Source organism: Microbacterium pratiae, assembly GCF_047302165.1.
Taxonomy (GTDB): Bacteria; Actinomycetota; Actinomycetes; order Actinomycetales; family Microbacteriaceae; genus Microbacterium.
The window spans coordinates 1,992,979-2,011,677 of sequence record NZ_CP154843.1 but is presented as its reverse complement, the minus strand read 5'-3'; the positions used below and the strand labels follow the sequence as shown (position 1 = coordinate 2,011,677).

General features: G+C 68.5%; 16 protein-coding genes. 4 read left to right on the top strand and 12 right to left on the bottom strand.

The genetic code is table 11. From position 1 onward, the window contains the following. Nucleotides 1-91: 91 nt before the first annotated feature. The 4 genes from AA0Y20_RS09440 to dut all read right to left on the bottom strand — a co-directional run bounded on the left by AA0Y20_RS09440 (nucleotide 92) and on the right by dut (nucleotide 4,875). Nucleotides 92-2,950, bottom strand: coding sequence for an aconitate hydratase (locus tag AA0Y20_RS09440; RefSeq protein ID WP_412938984.1), 2,859 nt, complete (start codon nucleotides 2,948-2,950; stop codon nucleotides 92-94). A gap of 133 nt (nucleotides 2,951-3,083) precedes the next feature. Continuing rightward, the gene (locus tag AA0Y20_RS09435) at nucleotides 3,084-3,851 is read right to left on the bottom strand and encodes a DUF3159 domain-containing protein (RefSeq protein WP_412938983.1); all 768 of its coding nucleotides are present in this window, start codon (nucleotides 3,849-3,851) and stop codon (nucleotides 3,084-3,086) included. Continuing rightward, the gene (locus tag AA0Y20_RS09430) at nucleotides 3,848-4,426 is read right to left on the bottom strand and encodes a DUF3710 domain-containing protein (RefSeq protein ID WP_412938982.1); all 579 of its coding nucleotides are present in this window, start codon (nucleotides 4,424-4,426) and stop codon (nucleotides 3,848-3,850) included. Before AA0Y20_RS09430 ends, AA0Y20_RS09435 begins: the two co-directional genes overlap by 4 nt. Beyond that, nucleotides 4,423-4,875, bottom strand: a complete 453-nt coding sequence (gene dut / locus AA0Y20_RS09425) for a dUTP diphosphatase (RefSeq protein ID WP_412938981.1) — start codon at nucleotides 4,873-4,875, stop codon at nucleotides 4,423-4,425. The genes AA0Y20_RS09430 and dut overlap by 4 nt, the downstream gene beginning before the upstream one ends. A 12-nt stretch (nucleotides 4,876-4,887) precedes the next feature. Between dut and AA0Y20_RS09420 the strand changes: the two genes are divergently transcribed. Beyond that, complete coding sequence (locus AA0Y20_RS09420; protein ID WP_412938980.1) at nucleotides 4,888-5,385, top strand: DUF3093 domain-containing protein; 498 nt, start codon at nucleotides 4,888-4,890, stop codon at nucleotides 5,383-5,385. Between the two features lie 78 nt (nucleotides 5,386-5,463). On the opposite strand, the gene AA0Y20_RS09415 is transcribed toward AA0Y20_RS09420, so the two are convergent. Next, nucleotides 5,464-5,757, bottom strand: a complete 294-nt coding sequence (locus AA0Y20_RS09415; RefSeq protein ID WP_412938978.1) for a DUF4193 domain-containing protein — start codon at nucleotides 5,755-5,757, stop codon at nucleotides 5,464-5,466. A 228-nt stretch (nucleotides 5,758-5,985) separates the two neighbouring features. Here AA0Y20_RS09415 and sepH point away from each other — a divergent pair, with 228 nt between their 5' ends. Continuing rightward, complete coding sequence (gene sepH, locus AA0Y20_RS09410; RefSeq protein WP_412938976.1) at nucleotides 5,986-7,017, top strand: septation protein SepH; 1,032 nt, start codon at nucleotides 5,986-5,988, stop codon at nucleotides 7,015-7,017. A gap of 30 nt (nucleotides 7,018-7,047) precedes the next feature. Here sepH and AA0Y20_RS09405 read toward each other — a convergent pair whose 3' ends face one another. Next, the gene (locus tag AA0Y20_RS09405; RefSeq protein WP_412938974.1) at nucleotides 7,048-8,175 is read right to left on the bottom strand and encodes an alkaline phosphatase family protein; all 1,128 of its coding nucleotides are present in this window, start codon (nucleotides 8,173-8,175) and stop codon (nucleotides 7,048-7,050) included. Between the two features lie 63 nt (nucleotides 8,176-8,238). Here AA0Y20_RS09405 and AA0Y20_RS09400 point away from each other — a divergent pair, with 63 nt between their 5' ends. After that, a complete protein-coding gene (locus tag AA0Y20_RS09400) occupies nucleotides 8,239-10,698 on the top strand; it encodes a DNA gyrase/topoisomerase IV subunit A (RefSeq protein ID WP_412938972.1) in 2,460 nt (819 codons plus the stop codon). A 109-nt stretch (nucleotides 10,699-10,807) separates the two neighbouring features. Here AA0Y20_RS09400 and AA0Y20_RS09395 read toward each other — a convergent pair whose 3' ends face one another. Then, a complete protein-coding gene (locus AA0Y20_RS09395; protein WP_412938970.1) occupies nucleotides 10,808-12,877 on the bottom strand; it encodes a DNA gyrase/topoisomerase IV subunit B in 2,070 nt (689 codons plus the stop codon). A gap of 195 nt (nucleotides 12,878-13,072) precedes the next feature. Here AA0Y20_RS09395 and AA0Y20_RS09390 point away from each other — a divergent pair, with 195 nt between their 5' ends. Continuing rightward, a complete protein-coding gene (locus tag AA0Y20_RS09390) occupies nucleotides 13,073-13,291 on the top strand; it encodes a hypothetical protein (protein ID WP_412938968.1) in 219 nt (72 codons plus the stop codon). Between the two features lie 72 nt (nucleotides 13,292-13,363). On the opposite strand, the gene AA0Y20_RS09385 is transcribed toward AA0Y20_RS09390, so the two are convergent. The 5 genes from AA0Y20_RS09385 to AA0Y20_RS09365 all read right to left on the bottom strand — a co-directional run bounded on the left by AA0Y20_RS09385 (nucleotide 13,364) and on the right by AA0Y20_RS09365 (nucleotide 18,624). Then, on the bottom strand, nucleotides 13,364-14,371 hold the full coding sequence (locus AA0Y20_RS09385) for a sugar-transfer associated ATP-grasp domain-containing protein (RefSeq protein ID WP_412938966.1): 1,008 nt from the start codon (nucleotides 14,369-14,371) through the stop codon (nucleotides 13,364-13,366). 50 nt (nucleotides 14,372-14,421) lie between these two features. Then, on the bottom strand, nucleotides 14,422-15,435 hold the full coding sequence (locus AA0Y20_RS09380) for a sugar-transfer associated ATP-grasp domain-containing protein (RefSeq protein ID WP_412938965.1): 1,014 nt from the start codon (nucleotides 15,433-15,435) through the stop codon (nucleotides 14,422-14,424). Nucleotides 15,436-15,445: 10 nt separating this feature from the next. Next, nucleotides 15,446-16,144, bottom strand: a complete 699-nt coding sequence (locus AA0Y20_RS09375) for a coenzyme F420-0:L-glutamate ligase (protein WP_412938963.1) — start codon at nucleotides 16,142-16,144, stop codon at nucleotides 15,446-15,448. After that, entirely contained in the window at nucleotides 16,141-17,466 is a 1,326-nt protein-coding gene (locus AA0Y20_RS09370) for an RNA polymerase sigma factor (RefSeq protein WP_412938961.1), read from the bottom strand. Before AA0Y20_RS09370 ends, AA0Y20_RS09375 begins: the two co-directional genes overlap by 4 nt. Nucleotides 17,467-17,697: 231 nt before the next feature. Beyond that, a complete protein-coding gene (locus AA0Y20_RS09365; protein ID WP_412938959.1) occupies nucleotides 17,698-18,624 on the bottom strand; it encodes a proteasome assembly chaperone family protein in 927 nt (308 codons plus the stop codon). Nucleotides 18,625-18,699: the final 75 nt, after the last annotated feature.

The window sequence follows — 18,699 nt, the reverse complement described above, 5'->3', positions numbered from 1 at the left end:
TCCTTCGGGTGCCGGTAAGTCTAATCAGCGGGATGCACGAGAGGCCGGAGCTGGACGCTCCGGCCTCTCGTGGCTACTGCAGCTCGGCGTCTCAGACGAGCGAGCGCAGCACGTACTGCAGGATGCCGCCGTTGCGGTAGTAGTCCGCCTCACCGGGGGTGTCGATGCGCACGATCGCGTCGAACTCGACCGTCTGCTTGCCCTCGGGCGAGAATTCGCTCGGCTCGGCGACGACCTTGACCGTCTTGGGGGTCACGCCCTCGTTCAGCTGCTCGAGACCCGTGATCGAGATGACCTCGGTGCCGTCGAGTCCGAGCGACTTCCAGCTCTCCCCGGCGGGGAACTGCAGCGGGACGACGCCCATGCCGATGAGGTTCGAGCGGTGGATGCGCTCGAAGCTCTCGGTGATGACTGCCTTGACGCCGAGCAGGTTGGTGCCCTTCGCGGCCCAGTCACGCGACGAGCCCGAGCCGTACTCCTTGCCGCCGAAGATCACGAGCGGGGTGCCCTGCGCCTGGTAGTTCTGGCTCGCGTCGTAGATGTACGACTGCGGACCGCCCTCCTGGGTGAAGTCGCGCGTGAAGCCACCCTCGACGACCTTGCCGTCGTTGACCGCCGCGGTGAGCTCGTTCTTCAGGCGGATGTTCGCGAAGGTTCCGCGGATCATGACCTCGTGGTTTCCGCGGCGCGAGCCGTAGGAGTTGAAGTCCTTCTGGGCGACGCCGTGCTCGGTGAGGTACTGCGCCGCAGGCGTGCCGGCCTTGATGTTTCCGGCCGGGCTGATGTGGTCGGTCGTGACCGAGTCGCCGAGCGTTGCCATGACACGCGCACCCGTGATGTCCGTGACCGGGGTCAGCTCCATCTGCATGCCGTCGAAGTACGGCGCCTTCCGCACGTAGGTCGAGTTCTCGTCCCACTCGAAGACGGGGCCGGTCGGCGTGGGCAGGTTCTTCCAGCGCTCGTCGCCGTCGAAGACGGTCGCGTACTGCTTGATGAACTGCTCGCGCGAGATCGACGAGTCGATGATCTCCTGCACCTCGTCGGTTGCGGGCCAGATGTCCTTCAGGAAGACGTCGTCGCCGTTCGAGTCCTTGCCGAGCGCGTCGGTCTCGAAGTCGAAGTTCATCGACCCGGCCAGCGCGTACGCCACGACCAGCGGCGGCGAAGCGAGGTAGTTCATCTTGACGTCGGGGCTGATACGTCCCTCGAAGTTGCGGTTGCCCGACAGAACGGCGGTGACGGCGAGGTCGTTCTCGTTGATCGCCGCGGACACCTCGTCGATCAGCGGTCCGGAGTTGCCGATGCAGATCGTGCAGCCGTAGCCGACGGTGTAGAAGCCGAGGCTCTCGAGATCCTTGTCGAGGCCCGACTTCTCGTAGTAGTCGGTGACGACCTTCGAGCCCGGGCCGAGCGTCGTCTTGACCCACGGCTTGCGCGTGAGCCCGCGCTCCGACGCCTTCCGGGCCAGCAGGCCGGCGGCGATCATGACCGACGGGTTCGACGTGTTGGTGCACGACGTGATGGCCGCGAGCGTCACGGCGCCGTTGTCGAGCATGTAGCTCTCGCCGGAGGGCTGCGTGACCTTCACCGGGTTGGATGCCGCGTGGCGGGCGCCGCTCGAGAGCAGACCCGCGTGCGCGTGGTCGTGCTGGTGCGAGACGGTGTCGTCGGAGAGCGTCTCGTGCTCGACTCCGGGAGCGGTGCCCGGGTCGGACGCCGGGAAGGTGCCCTCGACCTCGACGGGCTCGTCGGCGGCGGTCGCGTAGTTGAGGATGTCCTTCGCGAACTGCTCCTTGGACTCCGAGAGGAGGATGCGGTCCTGCGGACGCTTCGGACCGGCGATCGACGGGACGACCGTCGAGAGGTCTAGCTCCATGTACTCGCTGTAGCTCGGCTCGTTCGCGGGGTCGTGCCAGAGCGACTGCTCCTTCGCGTACGCCTCGACGAGCGCGACGGTCTCCTCGTCGCGGCCGGTCAGACGCAGGTAGTCGAGCGTGACGTCGTCGATGGGGAACATCGCGGCGGTCGAGCCGAACTCGGGGCTCATGTTGCCGATGGTGGCACGGTTGGCCAGGGGGACGGAGCCGACACCGGCACCGTAGAACTCGACGAACTTGCCGACGACGCCGTGCTTGCGCAGCATGTCGGTGATGGTCAGCACGACGTCGGTCGCGGTGACGCCGGCCGGGATCTCGCCGGTGAGCTTGAACCCCACCACACGCGGGATGAGCATCGACACGGGCTGGCCGAGCATCGCGGCCTCGGCCTCGATGCCGCCGACGCCCCAACCGAGCACGCCCAGGCCGTTGACCATCGTGGTGTGCGAGTCGGTTCCGACGCAGGTGTCGGGGTACGCGCGGAGCACGCCGTCGACGTTGCGGTCGTAGATGACCTTCGCGAGGTGCTCGATGTTCACCTGGTGGACGATGCCGGTGCCCGGCGGGACGACCTTGAAGTCGTCGAACGCGCCCTGACCCCAGCGCAGGAACTGATACCGCTCGCCGTTGCGCTCGTACTCGATCTCCACGTTGCGCTCGAGCGCGTTCTCGCTGCCGAAGAGATCGGCGATGACAGAGTGGTCGATGACCATCTCGGCGGGCGAGAGCGGGTTGATGCGGTTCGGGTCGCCGCCGAGGGCCGTCACGGCCTCGCGCATCGTCGCGAGGTCGACGATGCAGGGAACGCCGGTGAAGTCCTGCATCACGACGCGGGCAGGCGTGAACTGGATCTCGGTGTCGGGCTCGGCCGAAGCGTCCCACGAACCGAGGGCGCGGATCTGCTCCTGCGTCACGTTCGCGCCGTCCTCGGTGCGCAGGAGGTTCTCGAGCAGCACCTTGAGGCTGAAGGGAAGACGGTCGTAACCCTCGACCGTGGCGATACGGAAGATCTCGTAGTCGGTGCTGCCGACCGTCAGGGTGCTCTTGGCTCCGAAGCTGTCAACAGTGGACACGTCTGCTCTCCTTCATCGGCGGGCCGCGCGCTCGCGCGCACTGTCCCATCATCCCCTCGCCGCACCGGTCGATCTAGTGAGGCGACCCTTAGTCGGATCGGGGGAAATTTATCTTGACGTCAAGATAAATATATCACTCGGCGGGCTGCTTATAGAGCGCACGCACGGCGAGCCAGGTTACGGCTGCCAGCGGCGCGAACAGCGGAAGCCCCATGACGAGCTTCAGCGTGCCGAGAGCGGTGACCTCGTCGGCGAAGTACAGCGGCAGCTGTACGGCGAGCCTCAGGTAGAAGAGGGCTGCCCAGGCGATGGCGAGCCAGAAGTAGACGCGCCGCTTGCGCTTGTCGCGGCGCCACGCGATCCCCTCGTTCATGAGGAATCCCGCCGCGAGCCCGATGAGCGACCACCCGATGAGAGCCGAGATGAGGAACGCCGTGCCGTAGGCGGCGTTGGTCACCAGGCCGGGGATGAAGTTGTCCTGGCCCCGCCCGGTCCACAGAGCCAGTCCTGCGGCGACAGCCGTGGCGATGAGACCGCCGAAGGCGGCGCCGGCGGGTCCGCGCTGAATGAGGCGCAGGAGCGTGAACACCGCTGCGACGCCGACCGACAGGCCGAGCGACAACCAGAGGTCGGCCTCCCGCGTCTCGGGGTCGGTGGTCAGGGTGAAGACGACGATGAAGACCAGACCCGGGAGGACGGCTTCGACGATGCCGCGGAATCCGCCCATGGCTCGCCACACGACTCCCCCGGTCGACGCGTTCGTCTCGGGATCGAAGCCTGCCTTACGCGCGGCCTCGCCGAGGGCCGCTCCCAGAACACCCGACGCGGATGGCGCGGGATCCGGCGGAGTCAGGTCGGCGGGACGTTCCGCGGCGGCGTCGGGCCCTTCGTCGCGACTCACGCCGAACCGGGGGTCGCCGGCATCTTGAGGGGGATGAGGTCGCGCGGCGGCATCGGCGAGCCTCCGCGCACCACGACGAGCGACCGGAACAGGTCTTCGACCTGCGCCGCCGCCTCGACGTCGTTCGTCGCCGCACCACCGATGACCCCGCGGAGGAACCAGCGCGGACCGTCGACACCGACGAACCGTGCGAGGCGCTTGCCGCTGCCGTCCGCCCCGGCGATCACGGGGACCTCGGCGAGCAGCTCGGGGCCGAGCGGGCCCTCGCGCTCCTCGACGCGGCCGCCCTGCTGCCGTACCTGCTGACGGATCTGCTCGCGCGTCTCCTCCCAGAGCCCCGTCGAGCGAGGCGCCGCGAACGGCTGCACCTGCAGCGTCGACCCGGCGTAATCCAGACCCACCGCGACGATGCGCTTGGTCTGCTCCTCCACCTCGAGTCGCAGATTCAGTCCCTCGCGGGGCAGCACCTTGATGCCGCCGAGATCGATGTACGGCCGGACCGGGTTGGCCTCGGTCTCATCGAACGGCCCGGATGCGGCGCGGTCGGCCGGCGCGGACTTCGTGTCATCGCTCATGCGGATACTCCTGTCTGCTGGTAGCCGGTCGAGCCGAACCCGCCCTCGCCGCGGACGCTCTCGGGCAGAGCGTCGACGGGGATGAAGCGTGCCCGAGTGACCGGCATGACGATCACCTGTGCGATTCGGTCGCCCGGCGCGATGTCGTAGGCCGCGGCCGTGTCGGTGTTCAAGAGCGTGACCTTGATCTCGCCGCGGTACCCGGCGTCGACCGTTCCCGGAGAGTTGACGACGGTGATCCCGTGTTTGGCCGCAAGCCCGCTGCGCGGCACCACGAAGGCGGCGAAACCCTCGGGCAGCGCGATGTGCACGCCGGTCCCGACGAGCGCACGCTGCCCGGGCTCGAGCCGAACAGCCTCGGTGGAGACGAGATCCGCGCCGGCATCCCCGGGGTGGGCGTACACCGGAACGTTCGCGGCGATAATGGGGACGTCCACGGATTCGGTCACCCCACGAGGCTAATGCACAGTTCCGCCCCCGCCACCCCGCCCGCAGCCAGCTACCGCGAGCGCCTCAGCCCGTCACTCTGGGTGCTCGTGAGCGCCGCGGTGTGCGGCCCCATGGTCGCGCTCGTGCTCGCCCCGCTCGACTCGGTCGTCGGGCTCCTCGCGGGAATCACCGTCGGTGCCCTCGTCGTCGCCGGCCTCATCGCGCTCTCACCGGTCATCGAAGTCTCGGACGGCCGCCTGCGCGTCGGCCGCGCGAGCATCGAGCTCGAGTACCTCGGCGACATCGAGACCCTGACCGGGGACGACGCACGGCAGGCACGCGGCCCCGGGCTGTCCCCGGCCTCGTGGCACATGCTGCGGGGCGGCATCGACGGCGTGGTGCGCGTGGCGATCGAAGACCAGGACGACCCGGTGACGCACTGGGTGTTCTCCTCGAGGACTCCGATTCGGGTCGCTGCGGTCATCGGGAGCGCTCGCGCCGCGACGGACTTCCCCGCCCACGAGGCGTAGCCGCCCGAGGCGGAGCCGGGGCAGAAAAAGACTGACCCCCGACGCCGGAGCGTCGAGGGTCAGCGAGAGTCGTGGTCGTCAGGCGGCGCACTCGGTGCAGATTGCGCCGGTCTTCGTCTCGTGGTCGATCTGAGTGCGGTGCTTCACGAGGAAGCACTCCATGCAGGTGAACTCGTCCTCCTGCGGGGGGAGGACGACGACATCGAGCTCGAGGTCCGAGAGATCCGCCCCAGGCAGCTCGAAGCCCGAGGGGTTGTCGGCGTCTTCGTTGTCGATCGAGCCCGACGACTTGTCGGGCACGCGCTCCTTCAGGGCCTCGATCGACTCGCTGTCGTCCTCGGTCTTGCGGGGTGCGTCGTAATCCGTAGCCATGTCGAAAGGCCTCTACTTCCAGGTGTTGCCGGTTGCCGCGCCGAGTGGGGCGGCGATAGTTTGCATGACCGGCGCCCATTTCGCAAAACGTCGCGGAAGATCCTTCCGGGAACGGATGCGGATGACCGGTTCGCCCCCCGAAACCGACGGCGCGCCCCGGATATTCCCGCGGTCCTCGGATGCCTGTGACACCATGACGGCACACGTATCGCTGGGAGGGTTCTGCGCATGGAACAGCTCAAGGTCATCGGGACCGAGGAGGGCATCCTCGTCCTCGCAACCGAGTCCGGGGAGCGCTTCGCGTTGCCGGTGAACGAGACGCTGCGCGCTCAGCTGCGCCGCGCCCGTCCGACCGACGAACCGCGGGCCCCCCGCCCCAGCCCCCGAGAGATCCAGTCGCACATCCGCGCCGGTATGACCGCCGCCGACGTCGCCACGCTCCTCGGCGTCCGGGTCGAGGACGTGGCGCGCTACGAACGCCCGATCGTCGCCGAGCGCGAGCACATCGTCGGGCAGGCCCTTGCTGTGCCGGTCCTCATCGCGGGCGAACTCGAACCGGATGCACAGCCGACGTTCGGCACTGCCGTGCGTACCAAGCTCGCCGAGGCGGGCGCCACCGGCGAACGCTGGAGCAGTTGGCGCGAGCCCGACGGGTGGATCGTGAAGCTCGAGTTCACCGTGGGCGAGGTCGAGCACGACGCCCGGTGGTCGTTCGACCCGCGGCGATCGTCGCTCGCACCACTCAACTCCGACGCCACGCAGTTGTCACGGCAGGGATCTCTGCCGGAGGGACTGATCCCCCGGCTGCGCGCACTCGACACGCCTCAGGCCAAGGACGAGTCGCGATTCGACAGCGGGGCCTTCGGGCCCCGGCATCCGTCGGCCGCTGAGCCCGAAGCCTCGGCATCCGGAGCCCTCCGCAGCACCACGGCGAAGGACGCCGCCATCAAGCGCGCACCGGAACCGGTCGTGACGTCGTCGGAGACCGCCGACCTGCTCGAGGCGCTCCGCCGTCGACGGGGGCAGCGTGAGCCCATGCCCGGCGAGGACCGCGCACCGGACACACGCGAACGCACCCCGGTCGCCCTCTTCGACGCCCTCGAGCCGGGCTACCAGGAGACCGCCGAAGCGGCGCCCGAGCCCGCCGAGGACGACGCCCCCAGCGAGGAGTCTGCGCCGGAGACGCGTCGCCGCGGCGGCCGGACGTCGATGCCCTCGTGGGACGAGATCGTGTTCGGCGCGCGCAGCGAAGACGCCTGAGGATCCCGCCGGACGGATCTCCCGAACCGATCAGGCGAAAGCGCCGAAGCGGACGAGGGGAACGATCCGTTCCTGGTCGGTGAGGGACCCGTGCTGACCGACCATCCGTTGCGGCTTCTTGTCGGCGAGACGATCGTCGTAGTACGCGACGCTCGACCGGGCGGCGATGAGGACATCGCCGATGCGCGGCGTCACGTCGGGATGCACCGTCCCGAAGAGCCCCGCATTCACCGCCTCCTCGCGCGTCATGACCCATGACCGGTCCGATTCCGACACCCCCCAACGCGCCGCGACGCGCTCGGCGGCACCCTCGGCCGCGTAGAGGTGGAGCATGCGCGGTTCGCCCGCGATGAGTTCGACCTCGTCGACGAGCGCATCACCCTCGCGAAGCAGGATATGGCGGTGCGCGGGGACATCGACCATGCCGTGATCCGCCGTGAGCACAGCACCGATACCCGGCCCCAACTGGCGGTCCCAGCGGCGCAGCTCCGCATCGAGCGACTCCAGTTCCGCGGCCCAGCGATCGCTCTCCCAGCCGTGCGCATGCCCGATGACGTCGAGCTCCGGCACGTAGACGTAGACGATCGCCCCCTCGTGCGCGCCGGCAAGGGCCTCGGCCAGTGCGAGACGCTCGCCGATGCCGGATGCCGCGACGAACTCGGCGCCGCGGACAGTCGCCGTCGTGAAACCGGTGGCGGCGTACTGGGCACGGCTCACGACGAAGCAGCGCCGACCGGCTGCCGCCTCGCGCTCGAACACGGGTTGCGAGCGCTGCCAGGAGTACGGGTCGAGACCGACCTCCTCCCAGCCGGTGAGCTGGTTCGGCGTCGACGCCGTGCCGGGCACGCGGACCCGGTATCCGACGATGCCGTGCTCCCCCGGCATCACGCCCGTGAAGAGGCTGCTCAGCGCAGCGGCGGTCGTCGCGGGGAAGACCGTACGGGCGGCGTCCCGTTTGGTCATCCGCTCCGAGAGGAACCGAGCGTAAGCCGCGCGCTGCGCGAGGTTGCCGCGGCCCAAGCCGTCCGCCACGATGACGATCGCCGATCGAGCGGGACTGAACCAGTCGGATCTCCCCGATACGGCGGCGATCAGCTGCGGAAGCACACCGGTGAGGCTCCGGGCCATGGGCGGGTCGATCGGTAGGCTTGAGGGCATCGCGGACAGTCTCGCACAGACGGCATCCGCTCACCCATCCCCGATAGAGGTCCGAACAGCTCCATGGCCGCATCCCGCACCGCTTCACCCGTCCCCGACCAGCCGGAGCGCATCGAGGACGTCGACGTCTCGGCGGAGATGCAGGGATCGTTCCTCGAGTACGCCTACTCGGTCATCTACTCGCGCGCCCTGCCCGACGCTCGCGACGGCTTGAAGCCGGTGCAGCGGCGCATCCTCTACCAGATGGCCGACATGGGTCTCCGGCCCGACAAGGGACACGTCAAGAGCGCCCGCGTGGTGGGCGAGGTCATGGGAAAGCTGCATCCCCATGGCGACTCGGCGATCTACGACGCCCTGGTGCGCCTTGCGCAGGACTTCGCGCTGCGTGTGCCGCTGGTCGACGGACACGGCAACTTCGGGTCGCTCGACGACGGCCCCGCAGCCGCGCGCTACACCGAGGCCCGGTTGGCTCCCTCGGCCCTCGCACTGACGGAGAACCTCGACGAGGACGTCGTCGACTTCATCCCGAACTACGACGGCCAGTTCCAGCAGCCGGCGGTCCTGCCCGCCGCGTACCCCAACCTCCTCGTGAACGGCACGACCGGCATCGCCGTCGGCATGGCGACCAACATGGCGCCCCACAACCTCATCGAGGTCGTGGCGGCAGCCGTGCACCTGCTCGAGAACCCCGACGCGACCCTCGACGAGCTGATGGAGTTCGTACCCGGTCCCGATCTTCCCGGCGGCGGCGTGATCGTCGGGCTCGACGGCATCAAGGACGCGTACACGAACGGCCGCGGCACCTTCCGGACCCGTGCGAAGGTCTCGATCGAGTCCCTCGGGCCGCGTCGCACCGGTCTCGTCGTGACCGAGCTGCCGTACATGGTGGGTCCCGAGCGGATCATCGAGAAGATCAAGGACGCCGTCAACGCGAAGAAGCTGACCGGCATCTCCGACGTCCAGGACTTCACCGACCGCAACCATGGGTTGCGCCTGGTCATCACCATCAAGACGGGGTTCGACCCGAACGCGGTGCTCGAGCAGCTCTACCGGCTCACGCCGCTCGAGGACTCCTTCGGCATCAACAACGTCGCGCTCGTCGAGGGTCAGCCCCAGACCCTCGGGCTCAAGGAGCTGCTGCGCGTCTACCTCGACCACCGCATCGAGGTCGTCACGCGGCGCAGCCGGTACCGCTTGTCGAGGAAGCAGGAGCGCCTGCACCTCGTCGAGGGCCTGCTGATCGCGATCCTCGACATCGACGAGGTCATCCAGGTGATCCGCACCTCCGACGACGGCGAGCAGGCCAGGACGCGACTGATCGACGTCTTCGATCTCTCGCAGCCTCAGGCCGAGTACATCCTCGAGCTGCGACTGCGGCGTCTGACCAAGTTCTCCCGCATCGAGCTCGAGACGGAGCGCGACCAGTTGAAGGCCGAGATCGCGCACCTCGAGGAGCTCCTCGCGAGCGATGAGCTGCTGCGGGCCCAGGTCGCCCGCGAACTCGACGCGGCGGCCGAGACCTACGGCACGCCCCGCCGCACGCTGCTGCTGAACGGCGGCCCGGTGACCGCGCGTTCGAGCAAGAAGGCGGCTGCGGACCTGCAGATCGCCGACGCCCCCTGCCGCGTCTTCCTGTCGGCGACCGGCCGCATGGTCCGAGCAGAACTCGGTGATGACCTGCTCAGCAGCGGCATCGTCCCGCCCGCTCGGCGCAGCAAGCACGACGCGATCCGCTCGGCCGTCGACACGACGGTGCGCGGCGACCTCGGCGCCGTCACGACCACCGGGCGCCTTGTGCGCTTCTCGCCTGTCGACCTGCCCTCGGTCCCCGGCAACAGCGTCCAGCTCGCGGCCGGTTCCAAGGCCGACCAGTACCTCGGGCTCGGCGCGAACGAGCACGTCGTGGCGATCGTGCCGTTGACCGGTGAACCGCCCATCGCGCTCGGCACGGCTCAGGGAGTGGTCAAGCGCGTCGCGGCCACGGAACTCGCGCCCGGGAAGCCCGACGCGGAGATCATCTCCCTCAAGCCCGGCGACCGCGTCGTCGGCGCCGCGCCCGCTGCCGAGGGCACCGAACTGGTGTTCGTCACCTCCGACGCTCAGCTCCTGCGGTTCGACGCCGCGACGGTCCGCCCGCAGGGCCGGGCGGCGGGCGGCATGGCCGGTGTCCGCGTCGCGGATGGTGAGCGCGTCGTCGCCTTTACCGCGGTCACGGCATCCGAGAGCACCGTCGTCGTCACGATCGCAGGATCGACGCAGTCGCTCGCCGGCGCCGACGCCGGCAGCGGCAAGGTATCGGCGCTCTCGGAGTTCCCCGCGAAGGGCCGTGCGACCGGCGGAGTCCGCGCGCAGCGCTTCCTGCGCGGCGAGGACACCCTGACCCTCGCGTGGGTGGGCGATTCCCCCCGTGCGGTCGGTCCCGACGGAGCGACCCGGACGCTGCCCGAGTCGGGAGCCAAACGCGACGCGTCGGGCCAGCCCCTCGACGGCGTCATCGGCGCGGTCGGCACCGTCGTCGCCTGACCCCGCCATCCCCGACCTCGGAGAATGACGCCGACCTCGGACGGTTAACCGGAATCCCTCCGAGGCTCGCGTCGTCCTCCGAGGTTCGTGCGCGCAGCCGCGACGCGGGTCAGGCGTCGATGGCCTCGCGTGAGAGGCGATCGCTCGAGGTCACGATGAAGTCGCGCCGCGGCGCGACCTCGTTGCCCATCAGCAGCTCGAACACGGCGTTCGCCGCATCGGCGTCCTCGACGCGGACACGGCGGAGCGTGCGCCCGGCGCGGTCCATCGTGGTCGTCGCGAGCTGATCGGCGTCCATCTCGCCGAGGCCCTTGTACCGCTGCACGGGCTCCTGCCACTTCCGCCCCGACTTGCGGAGCTTCGCGAGCAGACCGTGCAGCTCGGCCTCGGAGTACGTGTAGATGGTCTCGTTCGGCTTCGACCCGGGGTTCACGACGACGACGCGATGCAGCGGCGGGACGGCGGCGAACACCCGTCCCTCTTCGATCAGCGGACGCATGTACCGGAAGAACAGGGTGAGCAGCAAGGTGCGGATGTGCGCGCCGTCGACGTCGGCGTCGCTCATGAGGATGACCTTGCCGTATCGCGCCGCGCTCAGATCGAACGACCGCCCGGAGCCGGCACCGATCACCTGGATGATGGCAGCGCACTCGGCGTTGGAGAGCATGTCGCTGACCGAGGCCTTCTGGACGTTGAGGATCTTGCCGCGGATCGGGAGAAGGGCCTGGTACTCGCTGTTTCGGGCATGCTTGGCCGTGCCCAGCGCGGAATCGCCCTCGACGATGAACAGCTCGGACTCGGCCACGTCGTTGCTGCGGCAGTCAGCGAGCTTCGCCGGCAGCGACGACGACTCGAGCGCCGTCTTGCGTCGCTGCGTCTCCTTGTGCGTCCGCGCCGAGATACGCGCCTTCATCTCGGACACGACCTTCTCGAGCAGCTGGCCGGTCTGTGCCTTGTCGTCGCGCTTCGTCGAGGAGAACAGCGCGCCCAGCTCGCGGTTGACCACCGACGCCACGATCTGGCGGACCGCCGGCGTTCCGAGGATCTCCTTGGTCTGCCCCTCGAACTGCGGCTCGGGGAGGCGTACCGTCAGCACCGCGGTGAGCCCGGCGAGGATGTCGTCCTTCTCCAGCTTGTCGTTGCCGACTTTCAGACGCCGGGCGTTCTGCTCGACCTGACTGCGGATGATCTTCATCAGGCCCTGCTCGAAGCCCTGCTGATGGGTTCCGCCCTTGGGAGTCGCGATGATGTTCACGAACGACCGGGTGACGGTCTCGTAGCTGGTCCCCCACCGCAGCGCGATGTCGACCTCGCAGGAGCGCTCGACCTCGGTCGGGATCATCGCCCCATTGGCCTGCAGCACGGGCACGGTCTCGGTGAACGTTCCTGCGCCCGTCAGCCGCCAGGTGTCGGTGATCGGCGCATCGGGAGCGAGGAACTCGGCGAACTCCGAGATGCCGCCGTCGAAGCGGTAGCTCGTCTCGACGCGTTCCTCGCCGCGCTCGTCGGCGATGACGATCTCGAGTCCGGGCACGAGGAAAGCGGTCTGCCGCGCTCGCTGCACGAGCTCGTCGAGGTTGAACGCCGCATCCTTCGTGAAGATCTGACGGTCGGCCCAATAGCGGATGCGGGTACCGGTGGTACCGCGGGGCGCCTTGCCGACCACGCGCAGCTCGGAGGAGCGCTCGAACGGAGTGAACTCCGAGTCGGGGGCATCGCCCGCGAAGAGACCCGGCTCGCCCCGGTGGAACGACATCGCGTAGGTCTTGCCGCCACGGTCGACCTCGACGTCGAGACGCTCGGACAGGGCGTTGACGACCGATGCGCCGACTCCGTGGAGACCGCCGGACGCGGCGTAGGAGCCGCCGCCGAACTTTCCGCCGGCATGCAGCTTCGTGAAGACGACCTCGACCCCGGTGAGACCCGTGCGCGGCTCGACGTCGACGGGGATGCCGCGGGCACGGTCGCGCACCTCGACGCTGCCGTCGGCGTGGAGGACGATGTCGATGCGCGACCCGTATCCGCCGAGGGCTTCGTCGACGGAGTTGTCGATGATCTCCCACAGGCAGTGCATCAGGCCCCGGGAGTCGGTCGAGCCGATGTACATGCCGGGACGTTTGCGGACGGCCTCGAGCCCTTCGAGCACCTGGAGGTGGTGGGCGGAATACTCAGCAGTCACGATCTCCAAGCGTATCCGGGGGTGCCGACACGACGGGGAGGACACACACGGTCGGAGCGGACCCGAGCCGTCGTGCAGGCGGAGAGCGTACGCGCTGAGCGAAATGGTCGTCAAATGGGGCATACCCCCGGGCTGGTCATGGTTGTATCGAAGGCACTCAGTTGCACGACCCGATCGACCGAGGAGGCACCCATCATGACCACGACCACTTCCGAGAGCACCGCCGTCCTCGACCACCGCCTGACCGCGGCCGATCGCTGCGACTCGTGCGGCGCCCAGGCTTACATCGCCGCAGAGGTCAACGGCAGCGAACTGCTCTTCTGCGCCCACCACGGTCGCAAGTACGAAGAGAAGCTGCGCGCCGTCGCCACCAGCTGGCACGACGAGACCTCGCGCCTCGTCACGGCAGGCTGACCGCGGCACCACGACGAAAGCCCCGAGCATCGCGCTCGGGGCTTTCGCGTTTCCGGATGCCGCGGCAACCGGTCAGAAGCCGACGGCCGCCTGATAGACGGGAAGCAGGCCGGTGCGTACGCCCGATGCGGACGGCTTGGGCTGGAACACGCTCGAATTGTGATTGCCCTCGATGACGACAGGCCCGTTCGGGGTGATCGCGAGATCCCAGCCGACGTACGGCGCCTCCGGCGTGCGGCGCGCCAACTGTTCGGTGAGGGCCAGCACCTGGTCGAACAACGGCACCGTGAAACCGACGATGGCGGTCCCCGTCACCGGGTGCTCCCGGTAGACGTTCGAGTTCTTGTCCACGCCCGGGTAGAGCGCGACTCCGTGTTCGTCCAGCATCGTGAACATGCCGCCCGAGGCGAAGTTGTCGATGACGTCGCCGTTCCCGATACGCAGCACACCCGCCAGGAGACGCACATCGCCCTCCGGGGTGAGGAACGTGATCATGCGCACCGTGTTGACGCTGTCGGGATAGAGCGACGCCATCTCGGGGTGCTGGACGATGAACTCGTCGACGATGGACTGCCCCGCGGCAGAGGCCTCGGCGCGGAATGCCGCGGCGTCCGTCACGTTCTCGTGCAGAGTGATGCCTCCGCCGCCGTGCCCGTCGAGCGGCTTGGCGAGCACCTTGGGATGGCGGGCGAGGAACGCGGCGAGCTCGGCGTCGTCGACATCCCGCAGGTCGAGCGTCTCGCGGCCGAGCAGGTCGGCGTACTCTCGGGCGAATCGGCGCTTGTCCTCGAGCTTCGCGCGACCCTCCGGCGTGTTGTGCATACGCGTGATGCGGAACGACTTCGGGTGCGTCATCCAGGTCGCACGCTCACGGGCGTTCAGCAGCCGGATGTCCCACACCGCGTAATCGCGGAACCCCATGTCGTACTTGACCGAGCACCACAGCATGTCGGCGATGATCACCGGCAGCGGCGCTTTCGAGACCTTCTGCACCTGGCGGCCGAACTCCACGAGATTCCCGATCCGGACGTTGCGGGCGCGGTCGAGGAGGTAGCCCAGCCGGACGCGTGATCGACCCATTGCTCGTTCTCTCCGTGTTCTCGGTGTTCCGGTTGCGGATCAGCGGGCGCTCAGAAGCGCATCGCGGCGCGGTAGCGCGGAAGCAGTCCCCGCCGGATACCCGACACCGACGGTTTCGATTGGAACACACCGGTGTTGTGGTTGCCCTCGATGACGACGGGCCGCTCGGGCGTGATCGCGATGTCCCAGCCGATATAGGGCATCTCGGGAACCCGCCGGGCGAGGCGATCCACGAGTTCGAGCACCTGCGGGTACAGCGGAACCCGATAGCCCGTGATGGCGACGCCGGTGATCGGGTGCGTCTCGAACGGGCGCCCCTCTTCGTCGCTCGCCGCGTGCAGAGCCCTGCCCTCGTCGTCGAGCATCGTGTACATGCCGCCGTTGGAGAAGTTGTCGATGACCCCGCCGTTGCCGACCTTGAGGACCGCGGCGAGGACGTGCACCACGTCGTCGGGATCGCGATAGGTCACGACCCGCAGCGAGTTGACGCTGCCCGGGTAGAGGCGAGCCATCTCCGGATGCTGGACCAGGACCTCCTCGACGAGCGTCTCGCCCGACGCGAGGAGATCCTCGCGGAGCGCGTCGATGTCGTCGATCGAGGCGACCTCGCGCATCGTGATGCCGTTGCCGCCGACTCCCCCGGGGTTCTTCGTGATGACGCGCTCGCGGCCTTCCAGGAACGCCGCCAGCGCCGCGGTGTCGCTCGCGGCGACATCGAGCCAGGCGCGTCCGAGTTCGTCACCGAAACGATGCGCGAACTGCAGCTTGTCGTCGAAGACGCCGCGGACCGAGTTGTCGTTGAGTCGACGAGACAGGTGGAACGACTTCGGATCCGTCATGTACGTGCGGCGCTCGCGAGCCTTGAGGATCCGGAAGTCCCACTCCGAGTAGTTCTCGAACGTCGTCTCGTACCGGACCGCGCACCACGCCATGTCGGCGGCGACCCACCACACCGGCGCCTTCGAGAGCGCGGCGGACTGGCGCGCGAACTGCAGCACCCGCTCACGATCGAACGATACGACGCGTCGCACGAAGAAGCGCGCACGCCGGTAGAGCCGGTTCACCGCACCCACGTCAGACCTCGCGGATGACGCCGAGCGGCGTCGACTCGTGGCCCTGTCCCAGCGGGTTGTCGCGCAGGATCCGTACGAGCCGCTGCTCTCCGGTCTTGTCGAGCGTCGAGCCGAGGATGTTGCCGCCGATGTCGTTGATGTCGACGACCGCGACCTCGGCGATGCCGCCGAGCTGCGACTTGATGCGCGCCGCGACACCCTTCGGGTCGGTCGGTCCGAGGACGACCGCCTTGTTGTACGGCGGGATGGTCCCCGACGTCGGCCCGTCGATCGCGCGGGCCTTGTCGCCGGCGATGCGGTAGAACTCGCCGCGTCGACCGAACAGCTTCGTGACGGCGCTGACGGCGGCGGCGAACAGGATGCGCGGCGTGCCGCACTCGCGGAGCGCCATCTCCATCGTCTCCGGCATGCCGAGACCGATGCCGTACGGCGTGCGCGTCACGTACTTCGACAGGAACCTCGCGAGCGGACGCACCCGGATCTCGTCGAGCGTGTAGGAACGTCCCTGCGTGATCGCCACGATCTTCTCGGTGACGAACAGCAGATCGCCCGGCTGCACGGTGGGTGAGGCGTACTCTGAGATGACGGCGTCGAGGTCGTCGCCGGGCATCACCACACGAGTGCGGATCGGGATCCGCGCGTAGGACGTTCCGTCGACGACGACCTCGAGAGCCTTGCCCTCGTTGGCGGCGCCGGTCACTCGAGGTAGTCCCGGAGCGACTGCGAACGCGACGGGTGGCGCAGCTTCGCCATCGTCTTCGACTCGATCTGGCGGATGCGCTCGCGCGTGACGCCGAACGTGTCGCCGATCTGGTCGAGCGTCTTCGGCTGACCGTCGCCCAGGCCGAAGCGCATGCGGATGACTCCCGCCTCGCGCTCGCTCAGCGAATCGAGGAGCGACTCGAGCTGGCGCTGCAGCATCGTGAAGCCGACCGCGTCGGCCGGGACGACCGCCTCGGTGTCCTCGATGAGGTCGCCGAACTCGCTGTCGCCGTCCTCGCCGAGCGGAGTGTGCAGCGAGATCGGCTCACGGCCGTACTTCTGCACCTCGATGACCTTCTCGGGCGTCATGTCGAGCTCGCGGCTCAGTTCCTCGGGCGTGGGCTCGCGTCCCAGGTCCTGGAGCATCTGGCGCTGAACGCGAGCGAGCTTGTTGATGACCTCGACCATGTGGACCGGGATGCGGATGGTGCGCGCCTGGTCGGCCATGGCGCGGGTGATGGCCTGACGGATCCACCACGTCGCGTAGGTCGAGAACTTGAAGCCCTTGGTGTAGTCGAACTTCTCGACCGCACGGATCAGACCGAGGTTGCCCTCCTGGATGAGGTCGAGGAACTGCATTCCCCGGCCCGTGTAGCGCTTCGCGAGCGACACCACCAGGCGCAGGTTCGCGCCCAGGAGGTGGCTCTTGGCGCGCTGACCGTCGCGGGCGACCCACTGGAGGTCGAGACCGAGCTGGTTCGACTTCTCGGCCGCCGACATGTGCGAGAGCTTCTCCTCGGCGAACAGGCCGGCTTCGATACGCATCGCGAGCTCGACCTCTTCGGCCGCGTTCAGCAGCGGAACCTTGCCGATCTGCTTGAGGTAGTCCTTGACCGGGTCGGCCGTCGCACCCGTGATCTGGGTCGAGTAGACGGGCACGTCCTCCTCGTCGCTCGACGAGATGACGATGGCACCGGTGGGCAGGGCCTCGGTGACGGCCGGCTTCTTCGACTCGTCCTCCTCCTCGTCGTCATCCGACTTGGCAGCGTCACCAGCGGGCGCGGCGTCGTCCGAAGCGTCGTCGGTGTCGACCTCGACGTCGACCTCGACGTCCTCGTCGTCCATCTCTTCGTCGTCGTCGGCCTTGGCCTTCGCCTTGGATGCCTTCGCGGGAGCAGCCTTCTTGGTGGCGGCCTTCTTGGCGGGCGCCTTCTTCGCGGCGCTCTTGGGCGCAGCCTTCGCAGCGGTGGCGGGCGCGTCCTCGACGAGTTCGGTGTCCTCGCTTGCGCGGGTGCGGGTGGTCTTCGTGCCTGACGTCACGGTTAGCCTCTCACCGGCGCGAACGCACCGGGTTCTCGGACACTAGTAAGACCCTTGTCAAGTCCCCCGCCTCTCGAGCGAACGAGGAGCACAGGATCGACAACGGGTCAGGTCCTTCATTGTCTCATATCTCGTGCGCTGTTCCTGCGCAAGCATTCATTCCTATGAGAACGCCGATCGGGCGTGACGCATTCCCTCCACCGGGGACGACGATGAAGCGGGGCTCCGCTCTCAGGAGCGGCCACGCTTGTCGTCGTCGCCCGGAGGGCGCGACGCGAGGAATCGTTCGAGCTCCGCGGCGAGCTCATCCGCGCTCGGAAGATCACCCGTATGGATGATGGGCTGGCCGAGAGCCGAGGCCGCCATGTACGAGTCGTAGCGTTCCTCGAGGGTGTGCAGCATGGTCGTGAGCTCGTCGCTGCCCGAGACCTGGTCCTCCACCTTCTCGAGGTAGTCCCGGTTCTCGTTGCGGAGGGTGTCGCTGTCGAACACGAGCCCGGTCGCGACGCTGAGACTGTCCAGACCTGCGATGGCCGCGGCGGGATATTCGGTGTCTCCGAGGTAATGGGGCACGAGCAGCGCGAACCCTGCGACGCTGGCGTCCGCCTCGGCGAGCCGGAGCTCGAGGAGGTGCCCGGCGGTGGCGGGGATCTGAGTGCGCGGCTGCCAGACGGAATGCGCCGCCGTCAGCTCGGATCGCGTACCGCTGACGGTCGCGCCGATCGGGCGGGTGTGAGGAACGGGCATGGGGATGGCGTGGACCCAGGTGATCGACGCGACCTGCATCCCCTCGGCGAGTCCCACGACCGTCTCGGCGAAGGCCTCCCAGGCGAAATCGGGTTCGTAGCCGGCGAGCAGGACGAAAGGCTGACCGAGCGAGTCGTGCGCGAGGGAGAGCTCCAGGCGCGGTGCGCGGTAGTCGGTGAGGTGGTCCTCGTCGAAGGTCACGATCGGCCGACGAGCCCGGTAGTCGAACAGGACGTCGTTGTCGAAGGCGACGACCGTCGTGGGGTCGAGCTCACCGCGGAAGTACTCGACGATGCGTGACACCGCGCCGCCGGCATCCGTGAACCCGGTGAGCGCGATGACGAGCGGCAGCCCCGCGGGGACGGGAGGAGACCCGGCGGCACGTGCGTAGAGCGGTCCGGACAGCGGCATGTTCCAACTCTACGAGGCGCATCACACCCCGGAGGCGGCTCACCCCTCGCTGACAGCGAACGCGGCCGGCGCGCG

Bases quoted from the DNA above. Each gene is read 5' to 3' on its own strand.
- AA0Y20_RS09385 (WP_412938966.1), bottom strand. From the start codon at position 14,371: ATGGGTCGATCACGCGTCCGGCTGGGCTACCTCCTCGACCGCGCCCGC.
- AA0Y20_RS09415 (WP_412938978.1), bottom strand. From the start codon at position 5,757: ATGGCTACGGATTACGACGCACCCCGCAAGACCGAGGACGACAGCGAG.
- AA0Y20_RS09420 (WP_412938980.1), top strand. From the start codon at position 4,888: ATGCACAGTTCCGCCCCCGCCACCCCGCCCGCAGCCAGCTACCGCGAG.
- AA0Y20_RS09405 (WP_412938974.1), bottom strand. From the start codon at position 8,175: ATGCCCTCAAGCCTACCGATCGACCCGCCCATGGCCCGGAGCCTCACC.
- AA0Y20_RS09365 (WP_412938959.1), bottom strand. From the start codon at position 18,624: ATGCCGCTGTCCGGACCGCTCTACGCACGTGCCGCCGGGTCTCCTCCC.
- sepH (WP_412938976.1), top strand. From the start codon at position 5,986: ATGGAACAGCTCAAGGTCATCGGGACCGAGGAGGGCATCCTCGTCCTC.
- AA0Y20_RS09400 (WP_412938972.1), top strand. From the start codon at position 8,239: ATGGCCGCATCCCGCACCGCTTCACCCGTCCCCGACCAGCCGGAGCGC.
- AA0Y20_RS09390 (WP_412938968.1), top strand. From the start codon at position 13,073: ATGACCACGACCACTTCCGAGAGCACCGCCGTCCTCGACCACCGCCTG.
- AA0Y20_RS09430 (WP_412938982.1), bottom strand. From the start codon at position 4,426: ATGAGCGATGACACGAAGTCCGCGCCGGCCGACCGCGCCGCATCCGGG.